At 47.4% G+C, this 25,521-nt stretch carries 22 protein-coding genes and 1 pseudogene; 15 read left to right on the forward strand and 8 right to left on the reverse strand.

The genetic code is table 11. From position 1 onward, the window contains the following. Positions 1-2 precede the first annotated feature (2 nt). The 7 genes from uca (at position 3) to GTU69_RS15255 (ending at position 8,776) form a co-directional block, all read left to right on the forward strand. Positions 3-3,608: an urea carboxylase gene (gene uca / locus GTU69_RS15230; RefSeq protein WP_166171732.1), complete on the forward strand. Its 3,606-nt coding sequence runs from the start codon at positions 3-5 to the stop codon at positions 3,606-3,608. Between the two features lie 122 nt (positions 3,609-3,730). Continuing rightward, positions 3,731-4,654 carry an Abi family protein gene (locus GTU69_RS15235; protein WP_166171734.1) on the forward strand — a complete coding sequence of 308 codons (924 nt, stop codon included), beginning with the start codon at positions 3,731-3,733 and terminating at the stop codon, positions 4,652-4,654. A 3-nt stretch (positions 4,655-4,657) separates the two neighbouring features. Further along, positions 4,658-4,861 carry a hypothetical protein gene (locus tag GTU69_RS15240; protein WP_086194863.1) on the forward strand — a complete coding sequence of 68 codons (204 nt, stop codon included), beginning with the start codon at positions 4,658-4,660 and terminating at the stop codon, positions 4,859-4,861. Positions 4,862-5,381: 520 nt separating this feature from the next. Beyond that, positions 5,382-5,507: a hypothetical protein gene (locus GTU69_RS17330; protein WP_277343580.1), complete on the forward strand. Its 126-nt coding sequence runs from the start codon at positions 5,382-5,384 to the stop codon at positions 5,505-5,507. Further along, on the forward strand, positions 5,500-5,952 hold the full coding sequence (locus GTU69_RS15245) for a ribbon-helix-helix protein, CopG family (protein ID WP_086194862.1): 453 nt from the start codon (positions 5,500-5,502) through the stop codon (positions 5,950-5,952). The genes GTU69_RS17330 and GTU69_RS15245 overlap by 8 nt, the downstream gene beginning before the upstream one ends. Beyond that, positions 5,949-7,757, forward strand: coding sequence for an allophanate hydrolase (gene atzF, locus GTU69_RS15250; RefSeq protein WP_166171736.1), 1,809 nt, complete (start codon positions 5,949-5,951; stop codon positions 7,755-7,757). Before GTU69_RS15245 ends, atzF begins: the two co-directional genes overlap by 4 nt. Then, on the forward strand, positions 7,754-8,776 hold the full coding sequence (locus tag GTU69_RS15255; RefSeq protein ID WP_166171738.1) for an ABC transporter substrate-binding protein: 1,023 nt from the start codon (positions 7,754-7,756) through the stop codon (positions 8,774-8,776). The genes atzF and GTU69_RS15255 overlap by 4 nt, the downstream gene beginning before the upstream one ends. 77 nt (positions 8,777-8,853) lie before the next feature. Here the strand turns inward: GTU69_RS15255 and GTU69_RS15260 are convergent, their stop codons facing one another. The 6 genes from GTU69_RS15260 to GTU69_RS15285 all read right to left on the reverse strand — a co-directional run bounded on the left by GTU69_RS15260 (position 8,854) and on the right by GTU69_RS15285 (position 16,141). Next, positions 8,854-9,183, reverse strand: a complete 330-nt coding sequence (locus GTU69_RS15260; RefSeq protein ID WP_086194859.1) for an SMR family transporter — start codon at positions 9,181-9,183, stop codon at positions 8,854-8,856. An 8-nt stretch (positions 9,184-9,191) separates the two neighbouring features. Beyond that, positions 9,192-10,073: a hypothetical protein gene (locus GTU69_RS15265; protein ID WP_166171740.1), complete on the reverse strand. Its 882-nt coding sequence runs from the start codon at positions 10,071-10,073 to the stop codon at positions 9,192-9,194. Next, positions 10,070-11,077, reverse strand: a complete 1,008-nt coding sequence (locus GTU69_RS15270; protein ID WP_166171742.1) for an isopenicillin N synthase family oxygenase — start codon at positions 11,075-11,077, stop codon at positions 10,070-10,072. The genes GTU69_RS15265 and GTU69_RS15270 overlap by 4 nt, the downstream gene beginning before the upstream one ends. A gap of 77 nt (positions 11,078-11,154) precedes the next feature. Then, complete coding sequence (locus tag GTU69_RS15275) at positions 11,155-12,036, reverse strand: ABC transporter ATP-binding protein (protein WP_166171744.1); 882 nt, start codon at positions 12,034-12,036, stop codon at positions 11,155-11,157. Then, positions 12,036-12,980 (reverse strand): ABC transporter permease, encoded by a 945-nt coding sequence (locus GTU69_RS15280; RefSeq protein ID WP_166171746.1) that lies wholly within the window; start codon positions 12,978-12,980, stop codon positions 12,036-12,038. Before GTU69_RS15280 ends, GTU69_RS15275 begins: the two co-directional genes overlap by 1 nt. 815 nt (positions 12,981-13,795) lie before the next feature. Continuing rightward, positions 13,796-16,141, reverse strand: coding sequence for an aminomethyltransferase family protein (locus GTU69_RS15285; protein WP_166171748.1), 2,346 nt, complete (start codon positions 16,139-16,141; stop codon positions 13,796-13,798). A 159-nt stretch (positions 16,142-16,300) separates the two neighbouring features. Between GTU69_RS15285 and GTU69_RS15290 the strand changes: the two genes are divergently transcribed. The 8 genes from GTU69_RS15290 to GTU69_RS15325 all read left to right on the forward strand — a co-directional run bounded on the left by GTU69_RS15290 (position 16,301) and on the right by GTU69_RS15325 (position 24,466). After that, complete coding sequence (locus tag GTU69_RS15290; RefSeq protein ID WP_171522040.1) at positions 16,301-17,482, forward strand: ATP-binding protein; 1,182 nt, start codon at positions 16,301-16,303, stop codon at positions 17,480-17,482. Between the two features lies 1 nt (position 17,483). Then, positions 17,484-18,200 carry a response regulator gene (locus tag GTU69_RS15295; RefSeq protein ID WP_004704319.1) on the forward strand — a complete coding sequence of 239 codons (717 nt, stop codon included), beginning with the start codon at positions 17,484-17,486 and terminating at the stop codon, positions 18,198-18,200. 25 nt (positions 18,201-18,225) lie between these two features. Then, positions 18,226-19,005 carry a PAS domain-containing protein gene (locus GTU69_RS15300; protein ID WP_004704317.1) on the forward strand — a complete coding sequence of 260 codons (780 nt, stop codon included), beginning with the start codon at positions 18,226-18,228 and terminating at the stop codon, positions 19,003-19,005. A gap of 147 nt (positions 19,006-19,152) precedes the next feature. Beyond that, complete coding sequence (locus tag GTU69_RS15305; RefSeq protein ID WP_004704315.1) at positions 19,153-20,517, forward strand: NAD(P)/FAD-dependent oxidoreductase; 1,365 nt, start codon at positions 19,153-19,155, stop codon at positions 20,515-20,517. A gap of 240 nt (positions 20,518-20,757) precedes the next feature. Next, positions 20,758-21,297, forward strand: a complete 540-nt coding sequence (locus GTU69_RS15310; protein ID WP_166171750.1) for a dimethylamine monooxygenase subunit DmmA family protein — start codon at positions 20,758-20,760, stop codon at positions 21,295-21,297. Next, positions 21,294-22,238 (forward strand): PDR/VanB family oxidoreductase, encoded by a 945-nt coding sequence (locus GTU69_RS15315; protein ID WP_031953670.1) that lies wholly within the window; start codon positions 21,294-21,296, stop codon positions 22,236-22,238. Before GTU69_RS15310 ends, GTU69_RS15315 begins: the two co-directional genes overlap by 4 nt. A 15-nt stretch (positions 22,239-22,253) precedes the next feature. Then, positions 22,254-23,273, forward strand: a complete 1,020-nt coding sequence (locus GTU69_RS15320) for a DUF3445 domain-containing protein (protein WP_166171752.1) — start codon at positions 22,254-22,256, stop codon at positions 23,271-23,273. Between the two features lie 62 nt (positions 23,274-23,335). Then, entirely contained in the window at positions 23,336-24,466 is a 1,131-nt protein-coding gene (locus tag GTU69_RS15325; RefSeq protein WP_166171754.1) for an aminomethyltransferase family protein, read from the forward strand. A gap of 437 nt (positions 24,467-24,903) precedes the next feature. Here GTU69_RS15325 and GTU69_RS15330 read toward each other — a convergent pair whose 3' ends face one another. Beyond that, positions 24,904-25,242: a P-II family nitrogen regulator gene (locus GTU69_RS15330; protein ID WP_086197630.1), complete on the reverse strand. Its 339-nt coding sequence runs from the start codon at positions 25,240-25,242 to the stop codon at positions 24,904-24,906. A 186-nt stretch (positions 25,243-25,428) separates the two neighbouring features. After that, positions 25,429-25,521 (reverse strand): annotated as a pseudogene (locus GTU69_RS15335) (formyltetrahydrofolate deformylase); the annotation flags it as partial.

Consider the following 25,521-nt stretch of genomic DNA (forward strand, 5'->3'; position numbering starts at 1 on the left):
CTATGTTCAATAAAGTCCTCATTGCCAACCGTGGCGCGATTGCCTGCCGCGTGATCCGTACTTTAAAAAAATTGGGTATCCAGTCGGTTGCGGTGTATTCAGAAGCCGATCGTGATTCCTTGCATGTCACACTGGCCGATGAAGCGGTGTATATTGGTGAAGCAGCGGCCAGTCAAAGCTATTTAAATGTTGAGAAAATTTTAGACATTGCCAAACAGACCGGTGCGCAGGCCATTCACCCGGGTTATGGTTTCCTGTCTGAAAATGCCGAATTCTGCGACCTGTGTGAATCTCAAGGTATTGCCTTTATTGGTCCAAACTCCACACAAATGCGTAAGTTTGGCCTGAAACACACCGCACGTGAACTGGCGATTCAAGCCAAAGTGCCATTGCTGCCAGGCAGTCAGTTATTGGCAGATGAAGCGGAAGCGCTGACTGAGGCTGCGCGTATTGGCTATCCGGTGATGCTAAAAAGTACCGCAGGTGGTGGTGGCATCGGCATGCGTCTGGTCTGGAATGAGACTGAACTGAAAGATGCTTATACAACGGTGTCTTACTTAGCTCAAGCCAATTTTAAAGATGCAGGTTTATACCTAGAGAAATTTGTACAAAACGCCCGTCATATCGAAGTGCAGATTTTTGGTGATGGCAACGGACAGGTACTTGCACTGGGTGAGCGTGATTGTTCAGTACAGCGTCGTAACCAGAAGGTGATCGAAGAAACCCCGGCACCGCATATCAATGATGAGCAACGTGCCTATATCCAGAATGTTGCGATCCAGCTGATGCAATCAGTGAATTACCGTTCGGCCGGTACGGTTGAATTCGTGATGGATACCGATACGCAGGAATTTTACTTTCTGGAAGTGAATACCCGTCTGCAAGTCGAGCATGGCGTGACCGAGCAGGTCTTTGGCGTGGACTTGGTGGAATGGATGGTGACCCTGGCCAGCGGTGACTGGACAGCCCCAAGTGAAAAACTTGAAGCCAAAGGTCATTCGATTCAGGTGCGTCTGTATGCCGAAGACCCGATCAAGAACTTCCAGCCCAGCGCAGGTTTACTGACCCATGTTGAGTTTGATGCCCAAGCTCGCAATGAAACCTGGGTGGAAACCGGTTCAACCGTATCCTCATTCTATGACCCGATGATTGCCAAAATCATTGTCACCGCAGACGACCGTGAATCTGCAATTCAGGCGATGACCAAAACGCTGGCAAAAACGCAGGTTGCGGGGATTGAAACCAATCTGGAATATCTGCAAAACATCATCGACTGTGAGGTGTTTAAAGCCGGTACCCAAACCACACGTTTTTTAAATACCTTTGTATGGAAAACCCAAAAAATTGAAGTCCTACAAGCTGGTATTCAGACTGCGGTGCAAGATGTTACAGGGCGTTTGGGCTATTGGGATGTCGGTGTGCCACCATCCGGTGCGATTGATCCATTGTCGTTAAATGTGGCTAATCAATTGCTAGGCAATATACCAAATACTGCAGGTTTAGAATGTACCCTGCAAGGTCCAACGCTGAAATTCCATTGTGATAGCCAGATCGTACTGGCAGGTGGGGAAATGCCATCGACCTTGGATGGTGTAGAGGTGCCGATGTGGCAAACGGTGAATGTAGGTAAAGGCCAGATTTTAAAATGTGGCAAAATCGCCACAGGTTGCCGTACCTATATCGGTATCAAGGGCGGTCTGAATGTCCCGAAATATCTGGGTTCACAAGCAACCTTTACCTTGGGCCAGTTTGGTGGTCATGCCGGGCGTAACCTGTTAATTGGCGATATGCTGCCAATTACGGCATTTACATCTAATGAAGTGAAAGTGCTGACACCTGAACAAATCCCAACATTCAGCCATGAATGGGAAATTGCGGTGATGTACGGCCCGCATGGCGCGCCGGATTTCTTTACCCAAAACGATATTGATACCTTCTTTGCCAACAGCTTTGAAATTCACTTTAACTCCAGCCGTACCGGTATCCGTTTAATTGGTCCCAAACCGGAATGGGCACGTGAGGACGGTGGTGAAGCCGGTCTGCATCCTTCCAATATTCATGACAATGCTTATGCCATTGGCGCGATTGACTTCACCGGGGATATGCCGATTATTTTAGGGCCAGATGGTCCAAGTCTGGGGGGGTTTGTTTGTCCTGCGGTGGTGATTAATTCAGAACTGTGGAAACTCGGTCAGCTGAAAGCCGGTGATAAAGTCAAGTTTGTCCCTGTCAGCTACCACCAAGCAAAACTCTTAAATGAAAAATATCATGCACAATTAAAAGCTTCTGACACCCAAGCTGTGGCATTTGATGAATCATTTTACCCTGAAATTAGTACCTTAAAGTCGGCGATTTTGGATACCTTAAAAGGTCAAAATGGTCTACCGGATGTGGTGTATCGTCCTGCCGGCAATAACTATATGCTGGTGGAATATGGCGAGCTGGTGCTGGACCTGAACCTACGTTTCCGTATCCATGCACTGATGCAATGGGTACAGAAACAGAATATTGCCGGCATTATTGACCTGACGCCAGGCATTCGTTCACTGCAAATCCATTTTGATTCGACCCAGCTGGATCAGCTCGACCTGCTGCGTCTGTTACAAGTCGCTGAAGTTGAACTGCCGGATGTTACGAAAATGGAAGTGTCATCACGTACCGTGTACTTGCCATTGGCTTGGGAAGATTCTCAAACGCAACTGGCAACCGAACGTTATATGCAAACCGTGCGTCCAGATGCGCCGTGGTGTCCAGACAATATCGAGTTCATTCGCCGTATTAATGGCTTAAAAGATAAACAGGCTGTAAAAGATGTGGTCTATGATGCAAGTTATTTGGTCATGGGCTTAGGCGATGTGTATTTGGGTGCGCCCGTGGCGACCCCGCTTGATCCACGTCAGCGGCTGGTCACCACCAAATATAATCCGGCACGTACCTGGACACCTGAAAATGCCGTGGGGATTGGCGGTGCCTATATGTGTGTGTACGGTATGGAAGGTCCGGGTGGTTATCAGTTTGTCGGTCGTACTACACAAATGTGGTCACGCTACCGTAAAAATGCCGACTTTGAACAAGGTAAACCGTGGTTACTGCGCTTCTTTGACCAAATCAAGTTCTATGAAGTCTCTGAAGCGGAACTGATGCAGATGCGTGAGGACTTTAAAGCGGGTCGTTTAAAACTGCGTATTGAAGAAGGTATATTGAACCTCAAGGAATACAACGACTTCTTAACGGAACATCAAGAATCGATTTCTGCCTTTAAGGAAGTGCAACAAGCCAACTTTGATGCAGAACGTCGTCGCTGGCATGCAGCAGGTCTTGCGGAATATGTGTCTGAAAGTCTCGACGCTGTCGATGATGGTGAAGGTGTGGAAATTCCAGATGGTGGTTGTGCAGTGGAATCGCATATGCCGGGTTCAATCTGGAAAATTGAATGTGCTTCGGGTGATATTGTGGAAGAAGGCGCAACTTTGGCCGTCATTGAAGCGATGAAGATCGAGATTCCAATTATTGCCCCTGAGCGTATGCGTGTAGATGCCATTACCATTGAAAAAGGGCAAACGGTGAAGACGGGGCAGGTGTTGTTTACCTTGGCGCCAGTGGCTTAAAGAATAACTTGCTAATAGAGACAATTGTCGTTAGTATAATAATTAACACAGCCGCCACGCTTAGTTCTTCTTCGGGAGTCCGCGCAACCTTGGCGGTTTTTTATGTCTGAATATAATGAACCATGTTGAAAATCTACAATAAAAAGCCACTCTCATATATCGAACAGGTAAATCATTTGGAAGACAAAGGCATGATTATTCATAATCGTGCTTGGGCTGAATCTGTATTGTCTAAATATGGTTATTATCGTTTAAGTGCATATTGGTATCCTTATCGTGTACGACAAGAATATAAAATTTTAGATACATTTCAACCTAATACAAGATTTGAAAGCATTGTTCAGCTATACGAGTTTGATACAGAACTCAGGTTGCAAGTCTTTAATGCCATAGAGATGATTGAAACTTATCTACGTACACAGATTACCTATTTTATGGTGCATAAGTATGGTGCTTTTGGAATTTATCAGGTAACAAACTTTCATCCAAAATTTAAGCATAGCAGTTTTATCAACAATTGTAATAAAGAGGTTGAGCGTTCAAAAGATACATTCATTCAACATTTTGAACAAAACTATATCGGATTTCCAAAAATTCCTATTTGGATGCTGACAGAAGTTTTAAGTTTGGGATCACTATCTTTTTTATATCAGGGCTTGAAGAACAATAAGTCTGAAGGTATAGAAGATAAAAAGGAAGTTTCACAGCACTTTTCAGTACATCATGAAAAATTAGCTGAATGGTTGCACATATTGACGTATGTACGAAATACTTGTGCACATCATGGGCGATTATGGAATAAAGAATTAGCAATTAAATCCAAAGTCGATAAAGATCCCAATTGGCAACCACCTATTACACCGACCAACAAACGTATCTTCTATGTACTCTTAATATTAAAAACATTACTCAGACCGACAGGTTTTGATACAGAGTGGTGCAATCAACTGAATAAACTATTAAAATCTATACTGAAAAATGAGAATTGGCGTGTTGCGATGGGTTTCCCTGAAAAATGGGAAGATCATCCTATTTGGAATTTATAAAAGATGGCTAAAAAACTAGAAGAACTTTTAGGAATGCATAGTATTGAAAGTCAAAATCGCATTTTTGAAAATGCAAAAATAATTTTGAATGATCTTGTTAAAGAAGATATTCAATTATTAAAACTTGCAGAAGAAGCTAAAAATGATGAAACCGTAAAGATGAGTCTAAAAGAGCTACGAGCTCGAGTTCACAAAAATCGTGCTTAAAAAGTTCGATTAGCTCAATCCGAAAATTGTAGAATTGTTTATTGGTAAACTCGAAACCATTCACCCAAGACTACACAGCACAATTTTATGTTTTAAATGACATTGTTTTGGTGCAAATCTGATCAATCTTGGCGCATAAACATTTGATCAATATTTTAAAGTACTTTTTATTTTAATAAATAACTGTTTTTACATAATTTTATTTATAACAACTAAGCTGGCACGCTTCCTGCTTTTATTTATATGACAGATAAACAGAGGAGAGCCATTTACTTGATCACTCAACCATACTCATCGGTCAACCCATCATGTATAAAAAAAATAACCGTACATGAAGAATAAAAGCAATCGAACCGGTGAAATCATCAATAACCCCCTGATTTAAAACAAGCCCCAGCTCAGCGTACTGGGGCTTTTTTTTAGCCGTTTTTATTTTATCCCGTCGCTACAATTGGCACGCTTTCTGCATTTTAGCAAGTAATACGAAATTCCAGTTTTGTAATACTTGTAGGAGATGCACATGAATCATCCAGACTCGAATAAAAAGCTGCATCCATGGCTGAAATTTTTAGTTGAGCTTTTAAGCATACGTGCCGGACTGCATTTACAGCAATCCGCACAGCAGAAGGAATACCACCGTGGCTAAACAAAAATTGGCACGGATTAGTATCACCCTGCCAGAAAGCACGCTTCAGGCACTCGATCAAAAGATTGTCGAGCAACATTACGAAAGCCGTTCTCAGGCTATTCTCGACATGATTAACCGCTATTTGATTGACGATCTGGTGGCACACGATGAAGTGATGGTCGGCACATTGACGCTGGTCTATGACGTCAGCCTCAAGCCGCTGCGTTCCCAGCTGGTGGACTTGCAACAGCAATATCTGGAACAGGTGATCAGCTCGCTACATATCCAGCTGGATGATGAAAAAGTCCTGCAGGTGATGCTGATGCAGGGCGTGAGCAGTGACCTGAAAGAAATTAGTGAACAATTTATTGCATTGAAAGGGATGCTCAAAGGGCACCTGGAACTGATGGATGCCGTGATGCCTCCGATTCCCCAAAATACCAATAAAGGAGTATTGTCATGAACACTTTATGGACCATTCAGGACTGGCAGAATGCTTACCAACAACAGCAGATCCAGTTACAGGACCTGATCTCTTATGTTGCATCGTTTAACAATGACGATCATGCCTGGATTTCAATTGCCACAGCAGAACAATTACAAGCCCAAATTGATAATTTAAAGGGTAAATCCGCAGCAGACCTGCCGCTATACGGTATTCCATTTGCGGTGAAAGACAATATTGATGTTGCCGTTTTTTATAGCACGGCGGCCTGTAAAGAAGCTGCTTATCTGGCCAGCAGTGATGCAACAGTGGTTGCCAAGTTGAAAGCGGCTGGTGCGATTGTGGTGGGTAAAACCAATCTGGACCAGTTTGCAACCGGTCTGGTCGGTGTACGTTCTCCATACGGTGCAGTGAAAAATAGCTTTCATCCAGACTATATCAGTGGCGGTTCAAGTTCGGGTTCATCTGTGGCGGTTGCCAATGGTCAGGTGCCTTTCAGTTTAGGCACAGATACCGCAGGTTCGGGCCGTGTGCCAGCCGGCCATAACAATATTGTGGGGCTTAAACCGACCAAGGGCTGGTTCTCAACTTCGGGGCTGATTCCGGCTTGCCGTACCATTGATGTGATTTCAATTTTTGCCTTGACGGTGGATGATGCCTGGCAAGTGGCTCAGCTAATGCAAGGCTATGATACATCTGATGAGTATTCACGCCAGCATCCAGCCAATGTGCCTACCCAGTTTTCCAAAGGCAAAATTGCCATTCCGGCACAGCTGGAGTTTTATGCAGATGTGGAATCGGAAAAAGCCTTTGAACTGGCGATCGCTCGTGCCAAACAGCTGGGCTATGCGGTCGAAGCGATTGATTTCAGCATCTTCAATCAGCTGGCTTCGGCTTTATATAACAAAGCCTGGGTCGCAGAGCGTTGCAGCGCCGTAGAGAAAATGGTCTCGCGTGAGGTGACCCATCCGGTGATTCACCAGATCATCAGTCAGGCGGACAACTTCAACGCTGTCGATATGATACAGGCGGAATATGAACGTGCCCAGCTGGCGCGCCAAATCAATCTGGCATTGGCGGACTTTGATGCCTTGATGGTGCCTACCGCACCGACCATTTACAAGATTGCCGATGTGGAAGCAGATCCACTGGTTAAAAACAGCCACATGGGTGCCTATACCAATTTTGTCAATTTTGCCGATCTGTCAGCCTTGGCACTGCCAAATAGCATTCGTGCCGATGGCCTGCCAAGCGGTGTGACCTTTATTGCTCCCGCCTGGATGGATCAGGCCTTGGCCAACTTTGCTCAACGCTGGCAGCAAGCGACCGCTTTAACGTTGGGGACTTCGCAAAAAACTTATATACCAAGCACCCAGATTCAATCCCAGCATTCGGTCAAACTAGCAGTCGTAGGTGCACACCTGACGGGTATGCCGTTGAACTTCCAGCTGACCACACGTGGCGGAACCTTGCTGCAAACCACCCAGACCGCCGCCAGTTATAAACTGTATGCCTTGAAAAATACCACACCGCCTAAACCGGGCCTGCAGTACAGCAGCACAGGTCAGAAGATTGCAGTCGAAGTCTGGGATATTCCATTTACCAACTTTGGCCAGATTGTTGCGGAAGTGCCGGCACCGCTTGGTATTGGCAATGTTCAGCTGGCAGATGGCCGTTGGGTCAAAGGCTTTATCTGTGAAGGCTATGCGCTGGAAGATGCCACTGACATCAGCCATTTCGGTGGCTGGCGTGACTTTATTCAATCAAAACAACCTTCAAACACGCGTTTTAAATGTAATTGCATAGGGGAAATCGCACCATGATGAAAAAACTAAGTTTAGCCACATCAATCTGTGGCGCCATTTTATTGAGTGGCTGTGACAATACGGCTAAGGTGCCAGAATCAGATGCCAAGGCAGGCGCTAGTGCCCAAACCCAGCCTATCCGTATTGGTTATAGTGACTGGCCAGGCTTTGTGGCATGGCAAGTGGCCATTGAAAAAGGCTGGTTAAAAGAAGCTGGCATAAATGCCGATTTTAAATGGTTTGACTATTCGGCTTCCTTGTCTGCTTTTGCTGCAAACCAGCTGGATGCAGTCATGGTCACCAACGGCGATAATCTGGTGACCGGTTCCGGTGGCACCAAAGGCGTAATGATCATGGCAACCGACTATTCGGCGGGAAATGACGTTATTATCGCTAAACCGGGAATTAATACGATTCAGGAACTGAAAGGCAAAACGGTGGCGACTGAAAAAGGGCTGGTCGATCACCTGCTGCTGTCGACTGCACTGGATGATGCCAAAATCAAGCTGAACGAGGTCAAGCTGGTCAATACCATGACCAATGAACTGCCTCAGGTCTTTAATACTCCAGATATTGATGCCATTGCCGTATGGCAGCCGGTCGCCAATCAGGCTTTATCTGCCGTTGCCGGTTCAAAGATTATTTTTAGCTCTAAAGATAAAGCCGGCCTGATCTACGATACCCTGACGGTGAATCCAGCACATCTGCAAGCCAACCAGGAACAATGGAAAAAGCTGATCCAGGTTTGGGATAAAACGGTAAAATATATTAATGATCCGGCGACTCGTGAAGATGCGGCCCGGATCATGGCCAAACGGGTCGGAGTCGATGCCAAAGCCTATATGCAGTTTATCGAGGGGACGCATCTGTTGGACTTAGAGGCGAACAAGAAAGTCTTTAGCAAAGGCAATGGCTTCGATTCGATCTATGGTTCCAGCTACCATGTCAATAAATTCAATGTGACCAATGGCATCTACAGCACTGAAATGAATGTCGATGCTGTCATTGTGCCGACACTGGTACAAGAGCTGAAATAAAGCCAGATCTAGTGCATAAAAAAATCCCCAGTCTGATCAGGCTGGGGATTTTTTATGGTCAGATAAACATTAAAAAATTAAAGTTCAGTGCTTTTAGAAAACACATTGATAAAAATAATACCCATGATCATCAATGCCAGTCCGATCAGCGCCGGAAGATCTAGTTGTTGTTTAAACACCAGCAGGCCAACCGTTGAAATCAGGATAATGCCGGCACCGGACCAGATCGCATAGGCAATGCCCATCGGAATGGTTTTCATGGTCAGTGACAGAAAGAATAGCGCAACGGCATATCCAAGAATGGTGGCCAGAGATGGCCAGAGCACACTAAAGCCATTGGAGGCTTTCAGGGCAGAAGTCGCAATGACTTCTGCAATGATGGCAATCGACAGATATAAAAAAGCCATATTCCTCCCTATACCACACGTGCTGCATGATGCATCAGATGATCCTGCTCTGACTTCAGCCAGTATTCCGCTTCTGCAGTTGTCGCAGTGCTGTGCTGAAACTCGTAGTCAGGCTGATACATATCTAACGCAAAAATCAGGTCAATTTCACGACCATCCAAAATTACATGCTGAACCAGACGGGTTTCATCAAGAATTTCAAAGTTTTCTAGATTAAAAGCTTTACCGGCTTCACTGGAGCGGGTGCTGTACGTTTTAGTTTGGCCATCCGTGCCGATCGAGACTTCAAAACTTTCAATTAAAGCAAAAACAGTTGGATCAACCGCTTTTAAATCCATTTGAGCAACTGTGCTTTGTACATCGGGCAAACGGGTCAGGGCATAGGCCATATAATTGCCACAGATAATCAGGCCACCATCCATTTCCAGCTTTTGTCCTAACTGGACATCAAGTGCTGATTGAAGTCGCAGGCCTAAAAACAGACCGCGTTGTACCTGCTGACGCCAGTCTTCGACATACACGTTGCTGGGAGAAAATTCCAGAATGCAGTTGCCAATTGCATGCAGCTTTGCCGGCTCAGGCCATTGCACATGGTTCTGGTAATTGGCGTAGTCAGCGACCTCCCAGGACAACAGCTGCTTGGATTCATCCCATGAGGTATTACCAATCCAGCCCTGACGGTCTGCGACGGGTGTGCCATTCTGACTTTTCAGGCGCAGATCAATGCTAAAGCTGCGCGACTGAAACCAGTACACAATGGTGTTTTCATCGGTCAGGCCATTAAAGAAGCTGATGCTTTTGCGCCGGAAAGCACCGTATAAAAAGCGCGGAATGACTTCGGGCTGGTGGCTTATCGGTGTTAAAGTTTTGAGTGCTTCAAGTAAGTTCATGATGCTACCTCCGGCTGTTCTTCAAGGCCAAAGGAGGACAGCGGGATCGCATTTTTCAAGATCAGTTTGCCGGAAGCGATACGTTGTTTTAAATAATGAAACGTTTGTGCAGTCTGGTTAAACAGATGTTCGCCACCAATCAGTGCAGTATATTTGCAATCTTCAGTTGGAATGACCGTTTCAATTACGGTGTCATAGTTACAGGCACAAAACAGCGGAAAAGAATAACGTTCTTCAGAAACCTTTTTCACCCGATGCTTGGTCGCCAGGTATTGACCATTGGACAGAATTTCCATCATATCACCGATATTCATCACCAGGGTATTTTCAATCAGGGGAATGTCGATCCACTCACCGGCTTTATTCAGTACCTGCAAACCGGGTGCAGTGGGTAGCAGCAGGGTAAAGCATTCATAGTCGGTGTGTGCGCCAATCCCTTCGGCATCTGTGACTTCGGGATTATAGGGATAATGAATTAGGCGTAACTGGCTTGGGGCATCGGTAATTTTGCGCTCAAAAAAGTCCTCGCGAACGCCCAGTGCCAGGGCAAAAGCAGCAAAAATCTGCTGGCTGATCTCACGCAGATGGCTGTAATACTGACTGACCACTGCCTTGAAATTCGGGTCTTCCGGCCATAAGGTTGGGCCGAGCAATGGGCAGCCTGTTTTAGGTCCCTGATAATCATAATTGACATCATAGGCTTCTTTTAGGTCATAGCTATTCCCGGCAAACTGTTCTTCACCAATCGGCACATAACCACTATGGTTACTGGATTGACCAATATAGTGCTGCATCTTGCTGTCCAGATCCTGTGAAAAATAGGATTGGGCAATTTCAATCAGGGCTTTGGCATAGTCAAAATTAAATTGGCTACCTTGCAGATAGAGAAAGCCAACCTCTTTGCAGGCCTGATCCAGAGCATGAGCAACTTCAATACGGTCGGCCAGATGTGGACTTTGCAGTTTGGAGATATCAATAAGGGGGAGTACATATGGGTCTTGCATGGCAATCACCTTAATGGTTGGTCGTCCAACACAGCGATTAAAACCTTTGGGTCGTCCCAAAGGTGCTTCTAACCTGATTATTTGCTGGTGCTCACTTTAGTCAGACGCGGAATCTCCGGCAGATCCGCCAGTGCAGGATCCAGTTCATCTTCCTGGGCATGCACCAAGTGATCGACATGCTCACGCAGCTGTTTAAATTCCGGCGTCAGCATCAGATCGGGATGACGCGGACGTGGCAGATTCACTTCGATAATTTCCTTGATCTCACCTGGATTGGCTTTCAAGGCCACAATCCGGTCGGCCAGCAAAATCGCTTCATCCATATCGTGGGTCACGAAAATGATGGTGATGTCGATGTTCTGCCACAAATCCATCAGGTGACGCTGCATTTTCTGGCGTGTATGCGGATCCAGCGCACCAAAAGGTTCATCCATCAGCAAGACCTTGGGTTCATTGACCAGCGCACGGGCAATTGCGACACGCTGTTTCATCCCGCCAGAAAGCTGATGCGGATACTGGTCCTGATATTTTTCCAGACCAATGATATTGATCCATTCACGTGCCTGCGCTTCGGCTGAGGCATTACTTTGACCTTTCATTTTTGGGCCAAACATGACATTTTCTTTGACGGTTTTCCATGGGAACAGGGTATAGCCCTGAAACACCATGCCACGTTCCGGACTCGGACCGGTAATCGGCTGGCCATCGACCAGAATCTCGCCACTGCTATAAGGGTCTAGTCCCGCCACCACACGGCTAAAGGTCGATTTACCACAACCTGAAGGACCTATCACACAGATAAACTCACGCTTATGAATTTTTAGATCCAGGGCATTTAAAACCGTACGTTCAGTTTTGCCATGACTGAATTTTTGCGTCAGCTGTTTCGCTTCCAGAATCACCGGACGGCTATAAATCTTGTCAAAGTATTCTCGGGTATTAAATTCAGGGTTTTGCATTAATTTGCTCCCGGTTTCCATTTAAATAGGCGTTGTCCCAGTTTCATTAACAGCACATCGCAAAGCAGACCAACCACCCCAATGATCAGGATCGCGGCAAAGACATTGTCAAAATTCTGGTAACGGGCTTGCTGGGTAATAAACCAGGTAATCCCGGAGGTACTGCCGATCAGTTCAGCCACGATCAGATAGGTCCATGCCCAGCCGAGCAGGACACGCAGATTGCGGTAAATTTCAGGAAGGGCCGCTGGAATCACCACATGAAACAGGCTTTTCATTTTATTGGTGCCTAAGGTAAAACCGGCTTCAATCAGGCTACGGTCCACCAGACGTGTAGTATTGGCAATAATCAGGATTTGCTGGAACAGGGTGCCAATAACAATGATGGCAATTTTCGGTGCATCATTGATCCCTAAAATAGCAACTGCAAGTGCACCAAAGGCCGGGGCAGGCAGGTAGCGGAAAAATTCAACAAAAGGCTCTGTCAGCTGGGAAATTTTGTGAGAGAAACCACATAAAATACCGAGTGGAATCCCGATCAGCGAAGAAATAAAGAAAGCACTAAAGACCAGCTTGATACTGTGCCACAGGCTTTCATGGAACCAGGGTGCATTGGCCTGTGCAGGTTCAGTGGTGAATGCTGTGACTAGGGCAATCGCCACTTCATGCGGGGCGGGTAGATAGATCGGATTCACCAGAATCCCTTGCGGTGGAGCCAGACCTTGATCTAGCGCAGACTGGGCGGCAGAGAAAAAGACATCTTTATCAATACGACTACCGACCTGTAAATAATTCACGCTGCCTGAATCAGCAATCTGGACTTGTGGATGCCAGATAAAAGGTAAATAGCTGACTGCACACCAAATCAAGACCGGTATTAAAAAAGATCCCAAGCCAAACAGGAGTTTATTTCTTTGACTGAGTTCACGTGCAACGTAACCCATAGTGTTGCCCCTCAATATTACAATTTTTATAAAACGTAATACTGATTAAGCAAAATGGGTGCCAAAATTATTGTTTTCATTCACTGGACTGCTGGAAATAGCCTAAGCTGAAAGAAACTGATGCTTAAATTACGCAGAATGCCACTTTTTATATCGAACAAAGGCTTGAGAAGCGGGGGCGTTGTACCGGCCATGAGCTGGTATGACTTTAGTCCCTGGTTAAAAAACATGGGAACTAAAATCAGGTGGCTCGAATGGATGGGTAAGGAGCTAGCCTCAACCATGATCTGGCTTAATGGGTGGCAAGCACCAGAGAGCAAGTATTGAAAGCTTTTAAACGTGCAGTTAAAAATAACGTAAAAACTAAAAAATGGAAGAATTTCTACAATTTGATCAAACATATAGCGATTGTTAGCTCATCATCTCTCTACTTTTGCTATGTAAACAAATTGCAGTAAATAAATTAGAAATAGACATTCTGCTTAACCTAAAGACACAGGTATCTACACATCTTTCTCGATCCTGAAAATGTATTTCTCTATTTTCTCTAACTCATCAACTGAATATTCTGAAGCTAGCTGGAGGGTATCAGTTTACTGAATAAGGCACATGACCTACCCGAGTGGGAGCTTGCAGTTATCATCACCTGGGATATTGCGCCTTTAAAATATTTGTATAATCCTGCCATAGCCGCATAAAGACCGCACCCTCTAGAAAAATGCAGCGCGGGTCTCATGGTCCGGGTGCCTTCAGCCGTGGCCATGCTCAGGTTTACAGAGCAGCCAAGGGCTAGGCAAAAATTATGGGCTGAATAATCAGCTTTTTACTCTTAACCTTTGCGGATCATAAAAAGGTAACTCCACCACTTTGGCTTTCAGGCGTTTTTTAAGACCATCCAGTTGTCCAACTTCGACAGCGGTGTCTGTTAGGGCATACTGCGGTGCAAGGCGGCACAGGGCAATCTGTTGCTGCAGCACAGGGGAGTTGGCTGCACTGGTCACCACACCCACAGGAAAACGTCCGACATAGACTGGGTCGCCATGCTGGACCGCTTCATTGCCTTCCAGCACTAAGCCCATCAGTTTATGCCGACTTTCCGGCGCCTGATTTTTCATGGCCTGTTTACCGATAAAATCTTCTTCCTTGGTTTTCATCGGTACTGTAAAACCAATGCCGGCTTCATAGGGATTGGTTTCGGCTGAAAACTCATGCTGTGCAAAGATTAGCCCGGCTTCTATGCGCAATAAATCCAGGGCATCAAAACCGAGCGGAGCAATCTCATATTGTTGACCTTCCTGCCAAACGGCATCCCAAAGCTGTTCGGCATGGCTAGGATGACACCAGACTTCAAAGCCCAGCTCACCGGTGTAGCCGGTGCGTGATACCATGACCGGAATACCGTCTGTACCGCCCAGCTTGCCGAGGGTAAAGTGGAACCATGCTAATTTTTCTACGCTTGGCTGATGTTCAGGCGTCCAGATCAGTTGCTGCAATAGCGCACGGCTGTGTGGACCTTGCACTGCAATATTGTGAATATGCTGGGATGAATTGCGAATGCTGACTTTATAGCCATGCTGCTGTGCCAGCTGTTTCAGCCAGGTTCCTGAATATTCATCACCGCAAATCCAGCGGAAACAGTTTTCACCCATGCGGAAAATCGTGCCGTCATCCACCATGCCGCCGGTTTCCAGACAGGAGGCCGAGTAGGCAATTTCACCCACCGCCAGTCTGCGGATATTGCGGGTCAAGGCATACTGCATAAAAGCTTCTGCATCCGGGCCGGTAATTTCAAATTTGCGCAGCGCGCTTAAATCGATCATGGCGACCCTTTCACGGCAGGCCAGATATTCTGCTTTGGCACCCCAGCCATCGTATTCATTGGCAATCCAATAGCCGTGGTATTCACTGATTTTTGAAGTAAGCGCTTGGATGCGCGGAAAAAATCCTGATGCTTGGGTCATGCGCGGCAGTTCCTCGGGGTCAATTCGATAATGCTGGGATCGGGGGAAATGCTGATCCTGATCATAAATCCGGACCAGAATATCCGTCGGTACCCAGCCATTGGAAGGATCAATATCGTCAGGGCAGGCAGATGATGCACAGAGCAGATCACGGTGGGCACGCAGCAGGACATAATCTCCCGGTCTGGACCACGGTTCTGCCATACTGATTGCACCGCAAGGTTCAACAAAGGTGTTGTAAAACAGGTTAATGGCAGGCCATGCATTGCGGCTTTGGATGCCAAAAGGCTGCAGAACTTGGTTAAAATTATCGGTGCAGGAAATATGGCCAAAGTAGCCGGAATCGTTATAGAACTTCGGACTGCAGGCACTCAGGAACATATCGTGCCGGCCCACGGTGTCTTGAACCACTTCGGCCAGTGCTTGCAGATCTGAGGCAAAAAACTTAGAGTGCAGCCCGGGAGCCGGGGTGGCATGCCCCAAAATGGTCCGGGTGGCCATGGCATCCAGACCCAGTTCTTGGCCCTGGGCCAAAGCCTGGGCATCAAAGGCCAAAAAATCGGAACACTGCTTGCCCGACAAGTCGATAATTTGAATCCATTGTCCTGCTTTAACGCTATACGTCCGTGCTGAAGCGCGCGGTATCAGAATTTCCTGCACCGGTTTGGCTAAAGGCTGCGGCAAATAATAATGTACGGGCTGGACTTTAAATAGCGTCACTGGCACTTCATCTATGCAGTACTGCTGCTGTACATTCATGTCTAGGCCGGTATTCAGCACGATGACTTGAATTGCCGCCGATGCCTGAAAAATGTTCTTTCCAGGGCTGTTCAAGGTCAGCGCCTGCTCCAGCCAGTCAGGCTGTATAGCATGTTGTGCTAACTGCTGTTTCAGGCGCTGGCTAGAGGCGCTGGCCTGATTTAACTGCGCATGTGTAGCCCGAGCACCATTGGCCACCAGGTGGGATTCGGCCTGTAGTGCCTGTAGCAATTCTGGCTTAAGCTGCTGTTCTGTATTGAAAATCAGTAGATCAATACTCTGTTGTTCAGGTAAGTCAAATTGAATGCGATCACCCGCATCCAGGTCAAAAATGTGCATGCACTGTGCATCTGCGCGCAAATACAGTTCATGGATTGGCTGCTGCAGATGAATATATTCATCTGTCACTGCAGTGGCTAAAGCTGAAGTAAGCGTTCCCATAGATGAGCCCAAAGCGTCCCGCTGGTTCTGATGCTCTTCATTTCACACATATTCTGCTGGCACAGCAATTTCTCCAGAGGTATACCCTGAATAGGGTAGTGCTGGATGTTGGCATGATTCCTGCTCAAATAATTTAACTGTAAAGAATAATTCAGCAGCATGGCGCATCTTGCGAGTGAAGTGATGAATGACGGCAAAATAGAGACAGAGCGGGCCATAAACCAGACAGGTGATTTAGATCAGACCCAACGGCTGCTTCGCCAGCGTGAATTGACGCTGTTTTATCTGCAGGCCAAATTAAAGCTGATGCAGATTCAGGATACCAAGGCCGAATTGCCACTTTTTCTGCAATGGCTGAAACAGCATTTTCCTGTGCCGGACTTGCCGGAATATTGTCTGGTGATGTGCTATCCCTTCACTCAGGAATGTTTCATTTTTCATGCCTTGGCGCAACCGCTGGCGCAGTCTGAGGTACGTCTGCTCCAAGAGCAGCTGCTACCGCGTTCTGTAGCGGTGATGCAGCAGGATGTATCTCTGCTGCTGGGGCAGCATGATTGCCTCCCGCTGTTTACCGGACAGAATTTTGCAGTCTGGCGGGTCTATTTAAACTATTCGGCAGCCCAGCCGGTAGAAGCGGAGCTACTGCAGCAGCTGGATCAGGCTTTGCAATCGGGCTTTCAGGAACGCGCGCTACAGCAGGAGCGCATACAAACCATATTGCAGCAGGAGCGGCGTGATTTTTCGGCTGACTTACATGACAGCATTGCGCAAATTATTGGATTCTTAAGGTTGAAATCCGCGCAGCTGAACCAGCAATGCAAACAGCAGCCTGGCTATGCACCGTTGCTGGAACAGACCGAGGAGCTGGCGGCTTATACCCATTATGCTTACCAGCAGGTGCGTGAATTAATTACCGCCTCACGCTTAACCTATCAGGAACTGGATTTTTTCACTGCGCTGAAAAAAATTATTGCTGAATTTGAACATCAGTCCAGTGTGGCTTTTGAACTGGATAACCGTGTCCCACAGCTGAAAGTCAGTGCCAGACAGTCGGTACAGTTGCTTTATATCATCCGTGAAAGCCTGAGCAATGTTGTGCGTCATGCTCACGCCAGTACAGCCGTCATTTCTGTAAAGCGCAATTTCACTCAGCAGCTGCACATTCAGATTGCAGATAATGGCCGCGGCATACAGGCAGGGCGGAAACGGCCGGACAGTTTCGGACTGGAAATTATGCAGGAACGAGCCGAACGGATTGGTGCTGTGCTCAGTATCCGCCCGAATCGGCCCTGCGGCACCTGCGTTGAACTGATATTAGACCTGAGCACTGGAGGGAAGTGAGATGAATAAAATTGCAGTCAGTATTGTAGATGACCATGCGCTGTTCAGGCGCGGTGTGGCGGATATTATCCGCCAGTCCGAGCATTTTGATGTACAGCAGGAATACAGCTGCGGATCAGCATTTCTGTCAGCACTGGACACCGCGAACATTGAATTGCTGCTGCTGGATGTACAGATGCCGCAGATGAGCGGCATTGAGGTACTAAAATGCATCCGGGAACGCAATGTCGATCTTAAAGTGATTATTTTAACTGCCAGCCTGGAGGACAGCATTGTATTGGATGCCATTCGTCTGGGTGCCAATGGCTTTTTGCCCAAAGATACCTTGCCGGAAGATATTCTGCTGCAACTGCATCAAGTCATACAGGGCAGGACCGTACTGCATGCCGATGGGGTAGCTTTGCTGGCGCAGCAAGTCCGGCAGCAGACGTCACCCTTAGCCGCTGCCTTGCATAAAACCTCTGAACAGGTGCTATTGCAGCGTAAACTTCTGTCGGAAATGACACAGCGGGAGCAGGAAACGTTAAAGCTGATCGCAAAAGGCTTGAACAATAAACTGATTGCCCGTGAATTAGGCATCAGTGACGGTACGGTAAAAGTCTATGTGAAAAGTCTGCTACGCAAACTGAATGTGCATTCACGGCTGGAGCTTTCCGTGTGGGTGCATCAGCAGCTTAACACTGCAGATTTTGATATTTATCCCTCCTCTTCCGTTTAAGGTTCACCGTGCGAGTAATGCTGATATGTCGAAAATAGCGCTGCCTTCCAGCAAAGATGGGCTGAATATGGACTTGAATCAGGATTGGCCTGAACTGTTTGACCAGTTTGCCGATATTGCACTATTGCTGGATAGTCATGGCGTGATTCAGCGCAGTAATCGTACCTGGCACAACTTGCTACAGCTGCAACCGGATGCTGCAGCACAGCGCTTACCCTTGAGCTACTGGCTGTATTCCGAAGATAGTTTGACCTTCCAATGTGCCCTCATGGCCGGACGGCCGTGTAAGCTGGCACTGCGCCTGTTAATCCCGGAACAGCCCTTGGTATGGTTTGATCTGTCGCTGCAGCCGATCTGTGCCGGTGCCGGAAAAAACCAGTTGCGGGGATGGTGCATTTTAGGCACGGAGCAGACGCAAAAAATCCGGCAGCAAGAACTGCAGGATGCACAGCAGCGCAGTCTGCATGATTTGCTTTCGCGCCTGCCGGTCATGCTGTACCGTTCACGCAATGACTGGAACTGGACTATGGATTATGTCAGCAGCGGCTGTCAGCAGATAACCGGTTATCACAGTGAGCTGCTGATCAATACGCCGCGCTACGGACAGCTGATTCATCCCGATGACCAGCAGTACGTCTGGGACAGTATCCAGTTGGCTGTGCAGCATCATCGCGTATTTCATTTGCACTACCGCATTATTACTGCCCAGAACAGCATACAGCGGGTACAGGAAATCGGACAGGGTCTATATTCGCAAAGCGACATGGTGCTGGGTCTTGAAGGCGCTGTATTTATCCAAAACTGAGGGAATGCAAGCCGCTAAAGCGGCATGACCCCAGGTCAGTATCCCATTGTGCATACCCCATCTGAGGAATTTCGAAAAGATCTAGGCCTGTCTAAGGTAATGGCATCACGGCAGTTTTGTTTAAAACAGATCACATGGAGATTCACCATGAAACGAGTTGCAATTATTGGGGCAGGGCCAAGCGGGATGGCGCAACTGCGCGCTTTTCAATCTGCGCAAAGCAAGGGCATCGAAATTCCGGAAATGGTATGCTTTGAAAAGCAGGCCGACTGGGGTGGTCAATGGAACTACACCTGGCATACCGGCCTGGATAAACATGGTGAACCGGTGCATAGCAGCATGTACCGTTATCTGTGGTCGAATGGCCCGAAAGAATGTCTGGAATTTGCAGACTATACCTTTGATGAGCATTTTGGCCGGCCGATTGGTTCTTATCCGCCACGTGCCGTGCTGTGGGACTATATCAAAGGCCGGGTAGAAAAAGCCGATGTACGCAAATATGTCCGCTTCAACAGTGCGGTGCGCCATGTCGAGTTTCACCCGGACAGCAAACAGTTTTCAGTGACGGTGCATAACCATGTCACCGACGAGATGTATACCGAGACTTTTGATTTTGTGGTGGTGGCTTCTGGACATTTTTCTACCCCCAAAATTCCTGAATATGAAGGTTTCGGCAGTTTTGGTGGGCGGATTTTACATGCCCATGACTTCCGCGATGCACTGGAATTTAAAGGGAAAAATGTACTGCTGGTCGGCAGCAGCTATTCTGCTGAAGATATCGGTTCACAATGCTATAAATATGGTGCGAAGCAGATTATCAGCTGTTACCGCAGTTCACCGATGGGCTATCACTGGCCTGAAAATTGGTCAGAGCGTCCGCAACTGCTGCGGGTCGATCAGACCCATGCCTATTTTGCCGATGGTAGTTCGGCCGAGATTGATGCCATTATTTTATGTACCGGCTATTTGCACAGTTTCCCTTTCATGTCGGAAAGCCTACGTCTAAAAACCGATAACATTCTCTATCCGCTGCACCTGTATCAGGGTGTGGTCTGGGAAGCCAATCCGCAGCTATTTTATTTAGGCATGCAGGATCAGTGGTATTCCTTCAATATGTTTGATGCACAGGCCTGGTATGCGCGCGATGTGATGCTGGGTAAAATTGCCTTGCCGAGTTTTGCCGAGATGCAAGCCGACACCCAAGCCTGGCATGAGGAAGAAAAAACCCTGCAGGATGCAGCAGCCATGTTCAAATTTCAAGGCGACTATATTATGCGCCTGATTGATCAGACCGATTATCCAAGCTTTGATATTGAAGCGGTGCGGCTGACCTTTTTGCAATGGAAAAAACACAAGCAAGAAAACATTATGGCCTTCCGTGACAATACTTACCGTTCATTGATGACCGGGACGATGGCAACGCCGCATCATACGCCCTGGATTGATGCCCTGGATGACTCCCTGGAGGCCTATTTACAGACCGAGGCCAACCTACAGCAAAAGGCAGGTTAGCACGGTCAATGCTTGACCCGTAACACTGCCGGGCAGCCCCATAACACATAGTAACAACCTGGCATACGTTTCTTCTGCAGCAGCTGGTTTCCAGCTGCTTTTTTTATTTCCGCATTAGCTTAAAAATCTCCCCCGCATATCGTGCTTTACCCCTTAGTGGGTATGATTTAGAGGGAATGGCCAGGCGGCGTAAAAACCTTTAAATATCTGATTATGTAGTTCTTATATGAGGTTTCTCAAATGATGGAAGCCATGCACAGTACCCCCAGATATGACACTGTAGAAACGCTGCACTGGAATGCACCCAAGTATGTTCTGGTGTTGCAGCATGCAGCATCGGCAGTGACCCGGAAATTAACCGAAATGAGCAAACAGCATCCGCAAACGGTGCAGCTGATGCTGGACAGTCAACAAGATCCACCCTTGGCTGGCCTGCTGCATGAACTAGAGACAGTGCTGCAGCAGGAAAAGGCCGGCGTGCGTACCGTGGTCTGCGGTGATGAATCCTTTGTTTGGACAGTACAGCAGTGCCTGGTGGGTACGGGCTGCCTAGATGAGGAAATCAGCTTGATTGCGGATAGCTCCAGCCTGCAAAACCCGCGTAAAAAAGTCTACTGCGTGCACTGCGGTCATACCCAGAACACCGTTAAAGACGAGCTTTGTAGCTGTGAACAGTGTCAGGTCGAACTGCTGATCCGCAGTCATTTTTCTGAACGCCTTGGCGCCTATATGGGAGTCTGTGCCAATGCGCATCAACCTATGGGAGCACTCAGCGCATGAACCCAACCGTTCCTGTCCATGTAACCCGAATTTATCAAGTTACCCCGATGATTCGCGAATTTACCTTGGCCGCTTTAGATGCCCCCTTGCAGCCGTTTTCTTCCGGCAGTCATGTGATTGTACAGTTGCCAGTTGAAGGCCGCATCATCCGCAATGCCTATTCATTGCTGAATGCCCCGTATGAGCAGCACCAGTATCAAATTGCGGTGCGCTTGCAGGAGAACTCGCGTGGCGGTTCGCAATACCTGCATGAAAACATCCAGGTGGGCGATACCCTAAATATTTCTGCGCCGCTGAATTTATTTTCCCTCAATTCTCAGGCCCAGCATCATGTATTTATTGCCGGCGGCATCGGCATTACCCCGTTCCTGTCGCATATGAAATACCTGCTGCATGCCGGGCACAGTTTTGAACTGCACTATGCCTGTCGTGACGGCATCAGCAATGCCTATGAAGATATGCTGATGCAGCTGTTTCATGACCAGGTACATATTTATTCGGAAAAAACCCAGCGCCGTTTGGACATAAACGCATTGCTGAGCCAGCAGTCCCTCGGCAGCCATGTCTATATTTGCGGGCCAGAGCGTCTGATTCATGCTGTTGTTGACTGTGCACAAATGCTGGGCTGGTCAAAAAAACGTGTGCATTGGGAAGCTTTTTCTTCGCCTGCACCGGGAGTCGCATTTGATGCCGTGCTCAGTAAAAGCCAGCGCCGTATTCATGTGCCCGGCGATTTTAGCCTGCTGGAAGCACTGGAACAAGAAGGCATTGAGGTACCCAATCTCTGCCGCGGCGGCGTATGCGGTCAATGTGCCACGTCCTACAGCCAAGGCGAGGTAGAACATCTGGATCATTATTTAACGGTGCAGGAGCGCTCGGCGCAGTTGATGCCTTGCGTTTCGCGTGCCAAACAAGGCCATTGCCTGCATTTAGACCTATAGCTTTGGGAGATTACGATGACGGTTCAATTTAACCCCAATGAAAATATGCATGATCAGTTTCACTACCATAACAGTGCAAAGGCGATTGCCCGTTTTCCTTTTCCATTTCCCGAAGACCAGTATATGTATTCGGTGAATATTGAGCCTGTTGTTTCAAGGCCGGATAGCATTTTTGAGCATTGGTTCGATGTAGATGAACATTATGTAACGGAAATGAACGAGCGCCGTTTAACCCTGGAAAAGGATCCGAAACGTTGCATTATCATGCCTCACATGCGTCAAGCAAGCTGGGACTTTTTGGAAATGGTGATGCTGCATTATGCGGAAGACTACCCTGAACATTTCCAGCTGGAGCGTGATGGCCTGAACTGGCACTGGGTCAATCAACCCTTAAATATCGATGTCCATTTTATTTTTGGTCAGGCAGACAGCTTGCCGATGGAGCCGTTTGAATTTATCAGCCGTCAGTTCCAGGGCGATGTTGCCTTGCTGGATCAGCGTGATGGCGATTTGTTTATGGATACCGGCATGATCACCGGCCCTGCAGACTGGTCACTGAATTTTGATGCCGGCATGAGTTTTAAGCAATGGCACGCCCCTGTACCAAAACTGGCACATAACCTGGGGGTGTTTGAGCGCGCACTCAAATTCCTGCTCAACATTCAGGTTGGCCAGCCCTACCGACGTCTGAATTGGACAATGACCATCAATCCGCGTATGGATACTTCCTCGGAAACCTATCATTTATGGGGACATGAACGCGGTCTGGTCACTGCGGAAAATGCCGGTGAACTGGTGCATTTGCGGGTGGAGCTACAAACAATGCCGCGTCTGGCACGCAGCAATGCACTGCTGTTCAGTATCCGCACTTATCTGATTAGCCTGAATGATTTGACCCGCAACCCGGCATGGACCAAGCGGCTATACCGCGTAATCCGCGATTTGCCTGAGCCGATCGCAGAATACAAGGGCATCAGTGAATATCGTGAACCGCTGGTGCAATGGCTCAGCCAGTTCGATGGCGTAGATGAATAACAGCTCAGTTTCAAAAATTAAGTAATCAGCACATTTTAAAATATTCAATAAGGAAGACCTGTATGGCAAACTCTTGGCGCATTTCTGCATTGGCAGCCCACCACCGTCAGCTCGGTTCAAAATTAGAAGACTGGAACGGCATGGGAACAGCATGGACCTATGATTCGGATATTGCAGATCACTATACGGCTATCCGCACCAAAGCCGGATTGATGGATGTTTCGGGCCTGAAAAAAGTCCATTATGTCGGCCAGCATGCGGAAAGCCTGCTGGAATATGCAACCACCCGCGACATTTCCAAATTGTATCCCGGCAAATCCGTGTATGCGACCATGCTGAATGAGCAAGGAAAATTTGTGGATGACTGCGTGATTTACCGTACCGGACCAAATGCCTTTATGGTGGTGCATGGCACAGGCATTGGCTATGAAATGCTGATTCGCTCAGCGGCTGGGCGTCAGGTTGCGGTACTGTTTGATGATGACCTGCATGATTTATCGCTGCAAGGGCCATTGGCCGTGGACTATTTAGCTCAACATGTCGCGGGCATTCGTGATTTGCCCTATTTTCACCATCTGCAAACCAAACTGTTTGGTGCGCCTGTCATGATTTCACGTACCGGCTATACCGGCGAACGCGGCTATGAAATTTTCTGTAAGGCGGCCGATGCACCGATGATCTGGGAAACCATTCTCAGTACCGGCGCTGAATATGGCATTATTCCCTGTTCATTTACCACGCTGGACTGGCTGCGTACAGAAAGTTATTTACTCTTCTTTCCGTATGATAATTCAGAATATTTCCCCTTCGAGAATGATGTCTGCGGCGACACCTTGTGGGAACTCGGCCTGGATTTCACGGTTTCACCGCATAAAGGCGAATTCCGCGGCTGCTATGAGCATCGCCGTTTAAAAGGCAAAGAACGCTTTAAAATCTTCGGTGTATTGCTGGAAGGCGATCAGGTGCCTGCAATGGGAGATACCTTATGGGACGGCAATCAGCAAGTGGGGGTCATTACCTGCGGTATGCATTCGCCGCTGACCGGTAAAACCGTGGCCATCGCACGTCTGGATGTGCCTTATGCAGAGCAGGGTAAAGCCCTGCAGGTCAAAGGCAGTCTGGAGGTAAATGCAATCGCGCATACCTTGCCATTTGATGATCCCGAGAAATTAAAACGTACCGCAAAAGGCTAAGTAGCCAGCAATCCACTCAGCCTAAAAAAATCCTGCTAACTGCAGGATTTTTTTAGGTGTTCTATTTGACCCGTTTGAGCAGCCGATGAGTCTGGAGCTGAGCCTGCTTTAAACTGATGGGAAGCCGTTTTCATATTCCCTTTTATTTGAATGACGCGCATGGACATGACCTGCGATGTAGACATGTAGCAAGTTGCAACACATCTCGAGAATAGCGGCATAGGTCATAGTCGTAGAAGGTATTTTAGAATCCTTGAACAAGGGCAGAAACGCTGCAACAGGCTTTCAGAGGGATAGTCAGAATTGTACCCGGCTGGCAATAAAAGCGTTGAGTTCAGTCTTATGTGTCCCCAAACCCCACTTGCCGGGTAATTCAGTGTTTAACTTTTGCGAGGGTGATCAAACCAAAGGGTGGGGGGATAGGATCGAGCATAACACTAAATGGCGTCCATACCGGTTTCACCAGTGCGGATACGTACCACTTGTTCCAGCGCGCTGACAAAAATTTTACCATCGCCAATTTTGCCCGTAGCGGCAAATTTGCTGATAATTTCAATTGCTGATTCGACCTGATCGCTCCGGACGGCCACTTCCAATTTCACTTTCGGCAAAAAATCGACCCTGTATTCGGCACCGCGGTACATTTCGGTATGGCCTTTTTGACGGCCTGCGCCTTTGACTTCGGTCACGGTCATACCATGAATGCTGTGTTTGTTGAGCTCTTCACGGACATCGTCCAATTTGAATGGTTTGATAATGGCGGTGATTAGTTTCATACAGTACCTCTTAATTTTATTGTATTCATTTTCATTCTTGAACAAGTTTTATTTTGCAAGAATGATGCCATTTTTCATTTTAAAATCATATCAATAGCAATCGATACATTTGTACGGCCAGTCTGGTTTTTCCACCTGAGTGGCCGTACAGCTGCGCTGGTGATGCGCTTAGCTTTCACTTAGGCCTTATTTAAATACCACCGTACGGTCATCATTAAGGAATACGCGGTGTTCGACAAAGTATTTCACCGCTTTGGACAGCGCGACTGTTTCGGTATC

The sequence above is a fragment of the Acinetobacter sp. SA01 genome, from assembly GCF_011319235.1.
Lineage (GTDB): Bacteria > Pseudomonadota > Gammaproteobacteria > Pseudomonadales > Moraxellaceae > Acinetobacter.

Coding starts and splice junctions, on each gene's coding strand:
- uca (WP_166171732.1), top strand. CDS start 3: ATGTTCAATAAAGTCCTCATTGCCAACCGTGGCGCGATTGCCTGCCGC.
- GTU69_RS15235 (WP_166171734.1), top strand. CDS start 3,731: ATGTTGAAAATCTACAATAAAAAGCCACTCTCATATATCGAACAGGTA.
- GTU69_RS15240 (WP_086194863.1), top strand. CDS start 4,658: ATGGCTAAAAAACTAGAAGAACTTTTAGGAATGCATAGTATTGAAAGT.
- GTU69_RS17330 (WP_277343580.1), top strand. CDS start 5,382: ATGAATCATCCAGACTCGAATAAAAAGCTGCATCCATGGCTGAAATTT.
- atzF (WP_166171736.1), top strand. CDS start 5,949: ATGAACACTTTATGGACCATTCAGGACTGGCAGAATGCTTACCAACAA.
- GTU69_RS15255 (WP_166171738.1), top strand. CDS start 7,754: ATGATGAAAAAACTAAGTTTAGCCACATCAATCTGTGGCGCCATTTTA.
- GTU69_RS15260 (WP_086194859.1), bottom strand. CDS start 9,183: ATGGCTTTTTTATATCTGTCGATTGCCATCATTGCAGAAGTCATTGCG.
- GTU69_RS15265 (WP_166171740.1), bottom strand. CDS start 10,073: ATGAACTTACTTGAAGCACTCAAAACTTTAACACCGATAAGCCACCAG.
- GTU69_RS15270 (WP_166171742.1), bottom strand. CDS start 11,077: ATGCAAGACCCATATGTACTCCCCCTTATTGATATCTCCAAACTGCAA.
- GTU69_RS15275 (WP_166171744.1), bottom strand. CDS start 12,036: ATGCAAAACCCTGAATTTAATACCCGAGAATACTTTGACAAGATTTAT.
- GTU69_RS15280 (WP_166171746.1), bottom strand. CDS start 12,980: ATGGGTTACGTTGCACGTGAACTCAGTCAAAGAAATAAACTCCTGTTT.
- GTU69_RS15285 (WP_166171748.1), bottom strand. CDS start 16,141: ATGGGAACGCTTACTTCAGCTTTAGCCACTGCAGTGACAGATGAATAT.
- GTU69_RS15290 (WP_171522040.1), top strand. CDS start 16,301: ATGGCGCATCTTGCGAGTGAAGTGATGAATGACGGCAAAATAGAGACA.
- GTU69_RS15295 (WP_004704319.1), top strand. CDS start 17,484: ATGAATAAAATTGCAGTCAGTATTGTAGATGACCATGCGCTGTTCAGG.
- GTU69_RS15300 (WP_004704317.1), top strand. CDS start 18,226: ATGTCGAAAATAGCGCTGCCTTCCAGCAAAGATGGGCTGAATATGGAC.
- GTU69_RS15305 (WP_004704315.1), top strand. CDS start 19,153: ATGAAACGAGTTGCAATTATTGGGGCAGGGCCAAGCGGGATGGCGCAA.
- GTU69_RS15310 (WP_166171750.1), top strand. CDS start 20,758: ATGATGGAAGCCATGCACAGTACCCCCAGATATGACACTGTAGAAACG.
- GTU69_RS15315 (WP_031953670.1), top strand. CDS start 21,294: ATGAACCCAACCGTTCCTGTCCATGTAACCCGAATTTATCAAGTTACC.
- GTU69_RS15320 (WP_166171752.1), top strand. CDS start 22,254: ATGACGGTTCAATTTAACCCCAATGAAAATATGCATGATCAGTTTCAC.
- GTU69_RS15325 (WP_166171754.1), top strand. CDS start 23,336: ATGGCAAACTCTTGGCGCATTTCTGCATTGGCAGCCCACCACCGTCAG.
- GTU69_RS15330 (WP_086197630.1), bottom strand. CDS start 25,242: ATGAAACTAATCACCGCCATTATCAAACCATTCAAATTGGACGATGTC.